12 protein-coding genes and 1 tRNA gene are annotated in these 12,767 nt (G+C 36.0%); 1 reads left to right on the top strand and 12 read right to left on the bottom strand.

Translation table 11 applies throughout. From position 1 onward, the window contains the following. Positions 1–100: 100 nt before the first annotated feature. From HA044_RS01415 to ychF, 12 genes are all read right to left on the bottom strand, one after another. On the bottom strand, positions 101–580 hold the full coding sequence (locus HA044_RS01415) for a sigma-70 family RNA polymerase sigma factor (RefSeq protein ID WP_187538576.1): 480 nt from the start codon (positions 578–580) through the stop codon (positions 101–103). 152 nt (positions 581–732) lie between these two features. Then, positions 733–804, bottom strand: a tRNA-Glu gene (locus HA044_RS01410). 118 nt (positions 805–922) lie between these two features. Further along, positions 923–2,896, bottom strand: coding sequence for an ATP-dependent zinc metalloprotease FtsH (gene ftsH, locus HA044_RS01405; protein WP_187538574.1), 1,974 nt, complete (start codon positions 2,894–2,896; stop codon positions 923–925). 10 nt (positions 2,897–2,906) lie between these two features. After that, positions 2,907–3,449 carry a hypoxanthine phosphoribosyltransferase gene (hpt, locus tag HA044_RS01400; protein ID WP_187538572.1) on the bottom strand — a complete coding sequence of 181 codons (543 nt, stop codon included), beginning with the start codon at positions 3,447–3,449 and terminating at the stop codon, positions 2,907–2,909. 4 nt (positions 3,450–3,453) lie between these two features. Further along, positions 3,454–4,728, bottom strand: coding sequence for a tRNA lysidine(34) synthetase TilS (gene tilS, locus HA044_RS01395; protein ID WP_187538570.1), 1,275 nt, complete (start codon positions 4,726–4,728; stop codon positions 3,454–3,456). Beyond that, positions 4,728–6,014, bottom strand: coding sequence for a serine hydrolase (locus HA044_RS01390; RefSeq protein ID WP_187538568.1), 1,287 nt, complete (start codon positions 6,012–6,014; stop codon positions 4,728–4,730). The genes tilS and HA044_RS01390 overlap by 1 nt, the downstream gene beginning before the upstream one ends. Further along, positions 5,986–6,114 carry an SP_0009 family protein gene (locus HA044_RS09940; protein ID WP_262407438.1) on the bottom strand — a complete coding sequence of 43 codons (129 nt, stop codon included), beginning with the start codon at positions 6,112–6,114 and terminating at the stop codon, positions 5,986–5,988. The genes HA044_RS01390 and HA044_RS09940 overlap by 29 nt, the downstream gene beginning before the upstream one ends. Before the next feature lie 3 nt (positions 6,115–6,117). Continuing rightward, on the bottom strand, positions 6,118–6,486 hold the full coding sequence (locus HA044_RS01385) for a septum formation initiator family protein (RefSeq protein WP_187538565.1): 369 nt from the start codon (positions 6,484–6,486) through the stop codon (positions 6,118–6,120). Beyond that, positions 6,479–6,745 (bottom strand): RNA-binding S4 domain-containing protein, encoded by a 267-nt coding sequence (locus HA044_RS01380; protein ID WP_003002258.1) that lies wholly within the window; start codon positions 6,743–6,745, stop codon positions 6,479–6,481. Before HA044_RS01380 ends, HA044_RS01385 begins: the two co-directional genes overlap by 8 nt. Positions 6,746–6,812: 67 nt before the next feature. Then, entirely contained in the window at positions 6,813–10,307 is a 3,495-nt protein-coding gene (gene mfd / locus HA044_RS01375; RefSeq protein WP_187538563.1) for a transcription-repair coupling factor, read from the bottom strand. 4 nt (positions 10,308–10,311) lie between these two features. After that, positions 10,312–10,881, bottom strand: a complete 570-nt coding sequence (gene pth / locus HA044_RS01370; protein ID WP_187538561.1) for an aminoacyl-tRNA hydrolase — start codon at positions 10,879–10,881, stop codon at positions 10,312–10,314. Between the two features lie 70 nt (positions 10,882–10,951). After that, positions 10,952–12,067 (bottom strand): redox-regulated ATPase YchF, encoded by a 1,116-nt coding sequence (gene ychF, locus HA044_RS01365; RefSeq protein WP_187538559.1) that lies wholly within the window; start codon positions 12,065–12,067, stop codon positions 10,952–10,954. Between the two features lie 179 nt (positions 12,068–12,246). Here ychF and HA044_RS01360 point away from each other — a divergent pair, with 179 nt between their 5' ends. Next, complete coding sequence (locus tag HA044_RS01360; protein WP_187538557.1) at positions 12,247–12,744, top strand: DUF1307 domain-containing protein; 498 nt, start codon at positions 12,247–12,249, stop codon at positions 12,742–12,744. Positions 12,745–12,767 lie beyond the last annotated feature (23 nt).

Below are 12,767 nucleotides of genomic sequence, written 5' to 3'. Positions count from 1 at the left end.
AACTATATTAGTATATCACGCCATTTCTTATCTGTCAATACTTTTTTCTAAGTTTTTTTATTTTGTTGGGGGATTGGGTTATTTGGGCGCAAGTTCACATTTAAATTGAATCTTTAAAATCCTTTAAATAGGTTTCCAATTTTTTCTTCATTTTGCTTTTTCCTAAACAACGTTTATTACTCATTAGTGCTTCATATTGAAGTTTCTCTTCTGGATTTAACTTTTCTTTAAATTTTTTTAATGTGTCTTTTAGAACGACTAGTTCATCTAGATACATTTGTCTAGATGAAATTCTATGACTGATTTCACCAATTTCAACATAAGGAAGCTTGTTTAATTTTCGTTTATCACTTTCTTGTTGTCTTAACTTATCTTTTACATGATTTCTGAATTTTGTTTTGAAATATGTATAGAGCATTTCTTCGTTTGTTTCAATTTCTGGATTTTTTTGATAGAGTTCAAACAAGGTTAATTGCCCTTCTTGTTCCCAATCATCTTTTTCCCACAATTGAATGTAATACTCTTTTTCACATTTTCGTACGATAAATTTAACTTTTTGATACATTTTATTGAATTCCATATGTTCTCCTTTTCTTTTAATTGTATTTTATAAAAGATAGGAGACTTTTTGGAGCTTTTTTCTATTCTGTACGTTTTTTAAACTATTTGGTCATTTTTTTCGAGGTATCTTACCAAATAGAAAAAAACTGCCACTCCGTGACAGTTTCATTATAGTCCGTACGGGATTCGAACCCGTGTTACCGCCGTGAAAAGGCGGTGTCTTAACCCCTTGACCAACGGACCATTTTTACAACATATTCTATTATACAGGATTATTCCATTCTGTCAATACTTTAAACAAAAAAGGTTGGAACTAAAAAGTATCCAACCTCTACTAGAAACATACTAAGATTTTTTATATTTAGTTATTTTCTTCTAATTTTGACTTGATTTCATCATATGATAGAGGTTTTGCTTCCTCTTCTAATTCATGCTCTGAATTCTCGGGCATTTTTCCTGTTTCATACAATGATTTAATTTGAACACTATCCAATGTTTCATATTTCAACAGAGCTTCTGCAATTAGTTTATGCGTTTCTCTATTTCCTTGGATAATTTCTGCCGCTTTATTACGCGCTTCATTCAAGAGACCACGGACTTCTTCATCAATTTCGTAAGCAGTCCGTTCTGAAATCATTTTTTGTGGGCTTTGAGCACCGAACATAGCATGATTTCCTTCATATTGAACAGGTCCAAGCTTTTCGCTCATACCATATTCTGTTACCATTGCACGCGCCATTTGAGTGGCTTGTTCAAAGTCATTTGAAGCCCCTGTTGTTTGTGAATTGAAAATAATTTCTTCCGCAACACGTCCTCCCATAAGACCAGCTAATTGTTCTTTCATATCTTCTTTAGAAAGTAACATTTGATCTTCTTTAGGAAGAGCAATCATGTAACCGCCTGCGCGACCACGTGGAACAATAGTAACTTTATGAACCACTCGAGCATTTGATAAAACGAGACCGACAATCGTATGTCCAGCTTCATGATAAGCCACCATTTCACGTTCTTTTTGTGAAATCGTTCGATCCTTCTTAGATGGTCCGGCAATTACACGATCTTCTGCTTCATCAATATCAGCAGCATCAATCACTTTTTTATTGCGACGAGCTGCAACCAAGGCTGCTTCGTTCAAAACATTTTCAAGATCAGCACCAACAAATCCTGGTGTCTGTTGAGCAACCAATTTTAAGTCTACATCTTGAGCGAGTGGTTTGTTCTTAGCGTGAACTCGAAGAATCGCTTCACGGCCTTTCACATCTGGACGCCCAACCAATACTTTACGGTCAAAACGACCAGGACGAAGAAGGGCTGGGTCCAACACATCGGAACGGTTGGTTGCTGCGATCACAATAATTCCTTCGTTTCCTTCAAACCCATCCATCTCAATCAAGAGTTGGTTGAGGGTTTGTTCCCGCTCATCATTTCCGCCACCAAGACCAATTCCACGTTGGCGTCCAACAGCATCAATTTCATCGATGAAGATGATGGCTGGAGCTGCTTTTTTAGCATCTTCAAAAAGTGAACGAACACGACTAGCTCCGACACCAACAAACATTTCAACAAAGTCAGAACCTGAGATACTAAAGAATGGGACTCCAGCTTCTCCAGCTACTGCTTTTGCTAGAAGGGTTTTACCAGTACCCGGAGGCCCTTCAAGAAGTACTCCTGCTGGGATTCTTGCTCCCAATTTAGTAAAGCGTTTTGGATCTTTTAAGAATTCAACCACTTCAACGAGTTCTTGTTTTTCTTCTTCAGCTCCTGCTACATCTGAAAAACGAACCTTGATATCTTCTTTATTGGTTGCACGCGCTTTGTTACGACCAAAGTTCATGGCACCGCGGGCGCCACCGCCTCCTCCTTGGTTCATCATGGAGAAGAAGAAGAACATGACAATCACAAATGGAACAATTGAAGTCAGAATGGTAATCCACATCCCACTTGAACTTTCATGTTTGATAGTGATTTCTGCTTTGTGATCAGCTGCTAATTTTTGCAATTCATTGACAGTGATATCAGATGGAAGAATGACACTGCTAAAGCGAGAAACTTTTTGAGCACGTGGAGTAAAGAATTGGATTCCGGTGTCTTCTTTTGATTCTTTTGCTTTATTGTAGGTTCCTGCAACTTCAATAACACTGCCATTTGGTTGGTAACTGATATTTTTTACATTATTATTTTTAATTTCCTTGACCAATTCTGTATAGTTGATCTGTTGACTTTGACCAGCTCCATTCCCTGCAAAAAAGTACTGGAATCCTGTCACAGCTGCTACAATAATCAACAAATACAGAAAAGGATTTCGGACAAAACCATTATTATTTCTGTTATTCATCTAGTCTCCTCTATTTTGAGTACACTTCTTCTTTTAATACACCGACATATGGTAAATTACGATAATTTTCATTATAGTCTAAACCATAGCCAACAACAAACTCATTTGGAATCGTAAAGCAAGTGTAATCCGCTTCAATTTCAACCAAACGTCCTTCTGGTTTATCTAGTAAGGTCGCAATCTTCACAGATGCCGCATTTCGTTCTTCAAAGAGTTCTTTGAGGCTCTTTAACGTTTTACCTGTATCGATAATATCTTCCACAAATAAAATATCTCTACCTGAAATATCTTGGTCGATATCCTTGATAATATTAATAACGCCCGAACTTTCTGTACCACCGTGGTAGCTTGAAACCAACATAAAATCTAACTCAATATGCGTATCTACATGGTTAATCAACTCCGCCATAAATGGAACAGAACCCTTTAAAATGCCAACAAAAATAGGATTTTTTTCTTGGTACTCTTTGGTTAAGGTTTCACCTAGTGTTTTTGCTGCTTTCACAATTTCATCATGTGAAACCAACACCTTCTTGATATCTTTTTCTAACATATGTTTACCTATCTATTTTTTGAATATAAAGACTATCTTTCATTATATCATTTTTTGAGGGCTTACTCAAATCACTCGTTACCAATCCTAGAACAGAAAGAATTTTATCATTTTGTTCTATAATACAAGCTTCTTGACGAACTGAAATTGGAATCTTATGATTGATAAACCATCGTCTTAATTTTTGACGGTGACCATTGAGAAGCAACCAATCTCCTTCTTTTCTTTTTCGAATTAGGAGAGGAGTTTCTCGTGATACAGAAATAATTTCTACTTTTTTTCCTTCTAATGGTTGTCCAAAAGACAGTCTGTAGTTTGCAATTTCAAAGATATTTCCACATTCTAACAAAAAAGGAAGAGATTGGTCATCCGACTTTTGACTGATTTTTCGAATTTCAAAGGAATCATATTCTTGATGCACTTCATAATTTGCTTTTAGATAATGAATGGTATTTCTTTTCTTTCTCAATTGCGCTAATAATTCTTGAAACTGAGCTTTCCCAAGTTGTAAATCTGGAAATTGTGCTAGATACTCTTCTAATAAAAATGATTGTACTGAAGAGGAGTAGGTTCTAAAAGAAGCTAAATCTTGAATGGTTAAGTCCCTAGTCAATTCTTTTAGTGCGTGATGCCACTGAGTTACTTCTTCTGCTAGAAAACGAAAACTTTCTTGTACTTTTGGATTTTCTATCTCTAATGCAGGAAGGTATTGATTGCGTACACGATTACGAAAATAGTCCTGCGAGTAATTACTACGATCTTCAAAGTGAGGAATTTTCATCAACTCATCTTTGGTAAAACTCAATAAAGGGCGAAGTAACTCACCCTTTCCAAATGGTTGGCGTACAGAAATGCCACTCAAGTGACGTAATCTTGCTCCTCGTATCAAGCGCATGAAGGTTGTTTCAGATTGATCATTCGCTTGGTGACCTGTCACCAAGGCTGTACAATTTTCCTTTTCCATGATTTCTTTAAAAAAATCATACCGAAAGGTGCGTGCTTTTGCCTCTGTAAAATCTCCTGAGTAATGAGCTACATAAAGTTTTGTATTTTTATTTTTAGCGAATGCTTGTAGCTCTCTTTCTTCAATATTTGATTCAGGTCTTTGTCCATGATTGACGTGAGCAAGAACCAATTGAATTTTTAATCTTTCTTTGTTTTTTTCTAGAAGTTCATAAAGATTCATCGAATCGAGTCCACCAGACAAGGCAATCAAAACACGGCGATGGTGCGTAAACAGATTGTTTTTTTCACAAAACTCTAAAAATTTCTCTTCCATTATTTCAGTACCTCATAGACGTCTTTTGAAATTTTGGAAATTGTTTCATAATCGGAATGATCCGTAAAAATAGCGATCACATATGGAGAGTTCGTGTACACAATGGCAACATCATGTCTAAAATCATAGGCATCTCCAATCTTATGAGCAACCTTTACTGGAAGATCACGCGCAATGCGTTGGTGATCAAATTTTGTGGAGGACAGTGCTTCAATAATGGAACCATTTTGTTGATAGACGGCTTCCATCACATTTCCTGCCATTTCAGCAGAGGCATCTCTTTTCTCTACATCCCAATGTTTCTTAGCGATTTTATCCAGTGTTTTTTGAAAATCTTGATCTGATTGGTGAGTAACATAATAATTTAAAATATTATGACCAACATTATCAGACTCTTTAGCAATTTTATCTTCTAATTCTTGAACACTATAATCCTTTCCATCTGGTGTTTTTGAAAGGCTCCCACTTCCTTCTGGCTCATAACTACCCTTGAAATGATTAACTTCTGGAATATATTTATAGGTTGTCGTTGGAGAAATTACCTTTTTATTGAGCCGTTCTTGAACATAGTACAAGTAGGGTAATTTCGTTACACTAGCAGAATACATTTCTTTTTGTGGATTTATACCAGCTGTATTTCCAGTCGCTACTTGTTTGACATAAATGCCATAAGAAGGAGAATTATACTTACTATTGAGCAATTCTTGAACCTTTTCCATCCGGTTATCTTTTTCAGTGACGAATGCTTTGTTCACCCAACCTTGACCCTCAATCTCCACAAACTCATCTCGTAAAGTCTTAGCTGTACGTAAGACTGTCACTTTGGTATAAGGAGCAAGCGTCGTATTTTTTTCTTTGGCTCCATTTACTAGTGGTTGGTCATACACTTTAAAACCAGGTTTTAACCACATTTCTTGTTTTTTTTCTTGTGTTTCTTGAACGACATCGGAAAAAATGGCGGAGGAATCAGCTAAAACATAGCCTTTATCAGCTATTTTAAAGACTGCTTGTCCCTGATCATTTACAAATAGTTGTTCAATTGTAAATGGGGTATTTGGAAGAAGGTCTCCACTGGCTTTTTTCAGCTGAGGATCAGCAAAAACTGCTACCTTATGGTAGACATTTGGATTTGCTGGAATGGAAGAAAAATAGAGTTCTGATGGAGGAGCTACTGTTTGAGGAGCTCCAGACCGCTCAACACTCGCTGCTTGTGATCCAATAAATAACATTGGAACAAACAATAGAAGCAAAAATCGTTTAGGCACCTGTACTCCTTCCTTGTTCATCTTGTTTAAGTTTGATCGTTTGATTTTTCTTTTTTAATTCCTCTAATTTTTCATCCGAAAATTCAAGGAATTGTTTGACTGTTTGTAAGATATTTTCCATTGGTTATTGGGGAAGTAAGTCTGGGATGGTATACACAAATTCACCATCTTTTGAAAAAGAGTATTTTGCGCGTGCATATTTTGTCGCATAATCGTCGTCTTTTAACTTTTTGGCGATATCTTTTTGGTATTCTTTTTGTTCACTTGTTTTCTGATATTCTTTCTCCAACTGTTTGTATTGTTCTTTTTTGTCCTGAAGCGATTGATAACTTTGAGCCAAGTTATAAGTTGGAAGAATAAAAAGCAACATGACCAATATCAAAACGAGTCCCATAAAACGATTGCGTTTTTTTCTTTCTTCTTCTAAAAAACGTTTTCGTTGGCTTTCGTCTTTGATGTATTTATTGTTCATTTGAACGATATTTTTAGGCATCTTCTTCTATCCTTGTTTCACTAATAATTTCATACATTTTGGATGCATCTTCTTTTTTAGTGCTATCCAACATTTCTAAAACTTTTACAGTTAACACTTTATTTCCAAAACGAACCTCAATTTGATCATTGACTTTCAAATCTGTTGAACTTTTGGCTAAGACCCCATTGACTTTAATACGTCCCTTATCAGCTACTTCCTTTGCGACAGGACGGCGTTTAATAATGCGAGAAACTTTTAAATATTTATCCAATCTCATACTGTCACCTCTAAGTTACTATTGTATCATTTTTTAAGCATAAAATGCGAAAAATGACCTAAGAACTCTAGTTTTCTTCTTTTTCTTGTTTCATTTCTAATAAGGTTTGGCCAAATTGCTTCAGAGCTTCTAAAATTTCAAAATCTTTCTTATTTCGACTATCAAAGATCACTTCAATTAATCCCTTTTCTTCTGCAATCTGCGCTTTTAATTGTGTCATTGACAGAGCTTTGAAATAATCCTGTGTTAAAAACAGTTGTTTGGCAATAGGTTCAAATTTCACTGTCATTTTTTGTTGTTTTCTCTCAACTAAACGAACAAAGACTTGGTCTAAGTAAGCTTTCACTAGACCAATTTCAAGTAGATAAGCAACGACATCTGGATATTCTCCAAAACGATCAATTAATTCATCTTGTAAATATTCATAATCCGTAATAGAAGTCATGTTACGAATTTGTTTGTAAATTTCAATTTTTTGACGTTGATCTGAAATATATTCATTAGGTAAATACGCATCTATTTGAAGGTTCAGCTCTGCATTACTCTTTTTCCTGCGATGCTCTTGGCCTTGTTTCTTAGCAATAGCTTCTTCTAACAATTGGGAATACATTTCAAAACCCACTGAATCAATAAAGCCAGATTGAGAAGCTCCAAGGATATTACCAGCTCCACGGATGGACAAATCTCGCATAGCAATTTTAAATCCAGACCCTAATTCAGTAAAGCCTTTAATCGCTTCTAAACGTTTTTCTGATACTTCTGTAAGAGATTTATCTGGACGATACATCAAGTAAGCATAAGCGATTCGATTGCTTCGTCCCACACGACCTCTTAGTTGATAAAGAGTTGAAAGTCCCATATGATCCGCATTTTCAATAAAGAGCGTATTGGCATTTGGAATATCCACACCTGTCTCAATAATAGTTGTTGTTACTAAGACATCGTATTCGCCATCAATGAAATCTAACAAGGTATTTTCCAAGCGAACTTCACTCATCTGACCATGAACAAAGCCAATCGAAGCCTCTGGAATCAACTCTTTTAACTCGGATACTTTTTGCTCAATCGTATCTACCTTGTTGTAAAGATAGTACACTTGACCTCCACGATCCATCTCCCGCAACACAGCATCTCGAATAATGGTTGGATTGGTTTCTAGTACAAAAGTTTGCACTGGATATCGATTAGTTGGAGGAGTTTCAATGACAGACAAATCTCGAATTCCTAGCATAGACATATGAAGAGTTCGAGGTATAGGGGTAGCTGTCAAGGTAAGCACATCCACCTTTTTTTTCAATTCTTTCAAGGTTTCTTTGTGCTTCACTCCAAAACGTTGTTCTTCATCGATCACGATTAAGCCCAAGTCTGAAAAGACGACATCTTTGGACAATAACCGGTGAGTTCCAATAATAATGTCCACTCGTCCTTTTTTCAATTTTTCAAGCGTTTCCTTCTGCTCTGCTTTACTCTGGAAACGACTTAAAACAGCAACTTCTACCGCAAAAGCTTCAAAACGCTCCTTAAAATTGGCATAATGTTGTTGGGCAAGGACAGTGGTAGGAACCAGCACTGCTACTTGTTTATGATCATTGACTGCCTTAAAGGCTGCTCGCATAGCAACCTCTGTTTTCCCAAAGCCAACGTCTCCAACCAGCAACCGGTCCATTGGACGATTCGATTCCATATCTTTTTTGATTTCTTCAATGGAACGCAACTGATCCTCGGTTTCAATATATGGAAAATCGTGCTCAAAAGTTTCTTGATTATCATCGTCTGAAGAATAGGCAAATCCTTCTAATTGACTGCGTTCTGCATAGAGTTTTATTAAATCATCCGCGATATCCTCTACCTGGTTCCGGACTTTTTGCTTTGTTTTTTGGAAACGTCCATCGTTTAACTTGTTAATTTTTGGGGTTTTACCATCACTTGCAACGTATTTGGACAACATCTGAATCTGATCGACAGGAATCGAGATGCGGTCTCCGTTTTGATATTGAATAGAGACATAATCGCGATGGACTCCAGAAATTTCAATCGTTTCAATCCCCAAATATTGACCAATACCATGAACTTGATGAACAACATAGTCGCCTTTTTCTAGTTCATTATAATTTTTCAAACGTTCGGCATTGGAAATGGTTTGTCTGCGAATCTTTCGCTTAATTTTCTTCTGGTAGATCTCTGACTCTGTAATATAGACAATTTTTTCATCAACAAATTGGAAACCGTGAGCCAGTCCTCCAACAATTAATTGACTAGTTTGAGGAATGATTGAATCCCCATCAATGTAATCTAGTCGAATTTCATACTCTTCTAAATTTTTATGGAGTTGTTGAAGATTGTGATGAGAAGTTGCTTGGATAATAACCGTATAGTTTGATTTCTGATACCGTTCAATTTCCTCTTTTAGCAAATCAAATTGCCCAAAAAACTCCTGCATTGGGTATTGATTAAACTGATACAAATGATCAAACTTCAGATTTCCCAAGCCTTTTTGAAAGTTTGAAAAATAAGTTGCAGGTGTATATTTTCGTAATATGGTACTAGTATCTGCAAAATACACTTGACGAGAAGAGGCTCGATTTTTATGTAAATCTTCTGTCAAGAGATTAGCTACATCTAGGTCAAATCTTGCTATTTGATCTACTATTTTTTGATAATCATCTAAAAAGACTGGAGTATGTTTAGGAAGATAATCAAATAATGTATATTGTTTCTCATAAAAGAAACTAATAAATTTTCTAAGATCCGGATGGACTTGCTTTTGAGAAATATCTCCTAGGATTTCTGCTAGATAAGACTTAAATGCTTCATTTGCTGTCTGCTCTTGCAATTGTTCAAGTTGCTTTTGACCCCGGATAAAATCTTCCTCTTGCAATAATAGATCACTCACTGCTTTGAGTTGAATTTCTTCGACATTTTTAACAGAGCGCTGGCTTTCTGGATCAAAAATTCGGATCCCATCAATCTCATCTCCAAAAAATTCAATCCGATAGGGTTGGACTTGCTCGATCTCAAAGATATCTAAGATATCTCCTCTTAGACTGAATTCTCCTTGTTGCAAAACCTGGCTGACCTTTTGGTAGCCAATTTTCTGTAATGTTTTACTCAGGATTGCTAATTCTATTTCTTGACCAACTCTCAATTGAAGAACACTAGAAGCAAATACTTTAGGAGAAGGTAATAGTAGTTTGATACCACTCACATTGGTCACAAGGATACCTTGACGATCCTCTTGGCACAGAAAACTCAAAGCCTCTAATCGTGCAAATTGTCTTTCTTGGGAAGCAAATACAAATTCTGCTAAGGGATTATCATCCCCTAAAAATGTATGAACTTGATCTTCTCCAAGTAAGGCGATAAAATCACTAGCCAATCGTTCTGCTTCATTATAGCTGGAAGTGATGAGGACTGCTTTTTCAATAGAATCAAAAGCGGAAGCCATCACAATAGCCTTAGTAGTCGCAGACAATCCTAAAATTAACTCTCTATTGTTTTTCTGTAATCCTTGTTGCCAGGATAGAAGGTTGGAGTTTTGACTCACTAAATCAATTACATTCATCTACTTACCCATTGTATTTCTGCATGCTTTTTTCAAAATTTCCTTCTACCAAGTAATCATTGATAGCTTCTTCTACTCGATCAATTGTTTGCAGAATCGTGATGTAATCATCTTTATCAAATTTTCCGAGAACATGGTGAACAACTGACATCCCCTGCTTAGGTCTTCCAATGCCAATCTTGATTCGATTAAAAGTCTGAGTTTCAATATGATTGATAATTGATTTGATTCCGTTATGACCGCCTGCAGATCCTTTGGCGCGCAATCGAATCTTTCCAACTTCCATATCCAAATCGTCGTAAACGACTAAAAGATCCTCAACATCCAGACCATAATAAGTCAGAAGGGCATGGACTGCTTTTCCACTCTCATTCATGAAAGTGGTTGGCTTTACAAAATAGACCTTTTCGCCATTTAAAAATGTTGAGGCAATATCAGCTTGAAAAATCTTATCATGGGAGAAAGTAAGATTTAAAGACTTTGCCATTTGATCAACTACCATAAAACCAACATTGTGTCGTGTCTCAAAATATTTATCACCGGGATTTCCTAATCCTACTAATAATTTTGTCATTTATTTTCCTTTCAAAAACGCTAAAAGGGTTGGAAATATTTTTTCCAACCTTTATATATTTTTAACTTTCTTAAACATTGAAACGAAATTCCATGATGTCCCCATCTTGGACAACATATTCTTTTCCTTCTTCTCGTAAGCGTCCAGCTTCTTTTACAGCCTTTTCAGATCCGTATTTCACCAAATCATCATAAGACATAGTCACTGCACGAATAAATCCTTTTTCAAAATCAGAGTGGATGATACCAGCTGCTTGAGGAGCTTTCATACCACGTTTAAAAGTCCAAGCACGTACTTCTTTTTCACCAGCTGTGAAGTAAGTTCCAAGTCCTAGTAAATGGTAAGCTGCACGCGTGAGTTTATCAACTCCGGACTCTGTTAGGCCAATTGCCTCTAAAAATTCTTGTTTATCCGCATCATCTAGTTCAGATATTTCTTCCTCTGCACGCGCAGAAATCACCACTACCTCTGCATTTTCTGTCGCTGCAAATTCACGAATTTGCTTCACATACTCGATAGAATCTGGATCAGCAACCACATCTTCATCGACATTAGCTACATAAAGAACTGGTTTTGTTGTCAAAAGGAAAAGTCCTTTGACAACTTTTTGCTCTTCTTCTGTAAATTCAATAGTTCGAGCTGATTTTCCATCTTCCAGAACTGGTTTAATTTTTTGAAGAACGTTAAATTCTATTAATGAGTCCTTGTCTTTTTGTGTACGTGCTATTTTTTCCACACGCGCATAGCGTTTATTGATAGACTCTAAATCTGCTAAAATCAACTCCAAATTAATCGTATCAATATCTGCAAGTGGGTCTACAAAAGCATCTTCACGACCTTGCTCACGCATGACATTTTCATCATCAAAAGCACGAACTACATGGACAATGGCATCCACTTCACGGATGTTGGCCAAGAATTTATTTCCAAGACCTTCTCCTTTTGAAGCCCCTTTTACAATTCCTGCAATATCTGTGAATTCAAAGGTTGTTGGAACTGTCTTTTTAGGAGTGATCATTTCAGTCAATTTTTGGAGGCGTTCATCTGGAACTTCGACCATTCCGACATTCGGATCAATGGTCGCAAATGGATAGTTTGCAGCCTCTGCTCCTGCTTTTGTAATTGCGTTAAATAAGGTTGATTTACCAACGTTCGGCAAACCCACGATACCTGCTGTTAAAGCCATAATTTTTAATTCTCCGTTTTCATTTCAATCTTTTTCATTATAACATAATTCAAAAGACAAGTGATGAAAAATGAAATATTTCATGACCTTTGAAACTAGATTTTTTCATCAAACTGTAACGTTCTAAAAAAGATAAATATGGTATACTTTATTTAACAACTAACAAAGGAGTTTTTCAGATGAAAAAACAAACATGGAAATCTATTTTCCTTTCTTTAATCGCTATCTTTACACTCTTTCTTCTTGGAGCTTGTGGACAACAATCTGTTCAAAAATCCTATCTTCAAGGAATCAACCAAGAAAAGAAAACAGACGTTCGGATTACACTAGAACATAAAGGTGATAAAGCGATCAGTAACCAAACTACCACTACTATTTATTACAAAGAGGCAGGGGTTACGAAAGATCAATTAAAGGAAATGATCGATAAATATGACGAAGAATACAAAGATGTCAAAGGATTCACACATTCTGCTGAATACAAAGATGATTATATGGTCGAAAAAACAACTCTAAATTATGAAAAAGCAAACTTAGATCAGCTAATTGAAAAGAAATTAGTAGCGACACAAAAAGATAAAAAAGTTGACTATATCAGCTACAAATCAACTTTTGATATGATGAAACAAAGTGGTTTCAAAGAAGTTAAAAATGGAAAATTTGAAGAATTAAAATAATTGAAAAGGTTCGGTCACATAAG

Source organism: Streptococcus sp. IMAU 99161 (assembly GCF_014435245.1).
In the GTDB taxonomy this organism is placed as follows: Bacteria; Bacillota; Bacilli; order Lactobacillales; family Streptococcaceae; genus Streptococcus; species Streptococcus lactarius.
Note: the sequence above shows the minus strand (reverse complement) of the source record. Positions and strands in the feature narration are given on the sequence as shown.

Bases quoted from the DNA above. Each gene is read 5' to 3' on its own strand.
- ychF (WP_187538559.1), bottom strand. From the start codon at position 12,067: ATGGCTTTAACAGCAGGTATCGTGGGTTTGCCGAACGTTGGTAAATCA.
- tilS (WP_187538570.1), bottom strand. From the start codon at position 4,728: ATGGAAGAGAAATTTTTAGAGTTTTGTGAAAAAAACAATCTGTTTACG.
- mfd (WP_187538563.1), bottom strand. From the start codon at position 10,307: ATGAATGTAATTGATTTAGTGAGTCAAAACTCCAACCTTCTATCCTGG.
- HA044_RS09940 (WP_262407438.1), bottom strand. From the start codon at position 6,114: ATGGAAAATATCTTACAAACAGTCAAACAATTCCTTGAATTTTCGGAT.
- ftsH (WP_187538574.1), bottom strand. From the start codon at position 2,896: ATGAATAACAGAAATAATAATGGTTTTGTCCGAAATCCTTTTCTGTAT.
- HA044_RS01385 (WP_187538565.1), bottom strand. From the start codon at position 6,486: ATGCCTAAAAATATCGTTCAAATGAACAATAAATACATCAAAGACGAA.
- HA044_RS01380 (WP_003002258.1), bottom strand. From the start codon at position 6,745: ATGAGATTGGATAAATATTTAAAAGTTTCTCGCATTATTAAACGCCGT.
- HA044_RS01360 (WP_187538557.1), top strand. From the start codon at position 12,247: ATGAAAAAACAAACATGGAAATCTATTTTCCTTTCTTTAATCGCTATC.
- pth (WP_187538561.1), bottom strand. From the start codon at position 10,881: ATGACAAAATTATTAGTAGGATTAGGAAATCCCGGTGATAAATATTTT.
- HA044_RS01390 (WP_187538568.1), bottom strand. From the start codon at position 6,014: ATGAACAAGGAAGGAGTACAGGTGCCTAAACGATTTTTGCTTCTATTG.
- hpt (WP_187538572.1), bottom strand. From the start codon at position 3,449: ATGTTAGAAAAAGATATCAAGAAGGTGTTGGTTTCACATGATGAAATT.
- HA044_RS01415 (WP_187538576.1), bottom strand. From the start codon at position 580: ATGGAATTCAATAAAATGTATCAAAAAGTTAAATTTATCGTACGAAAA.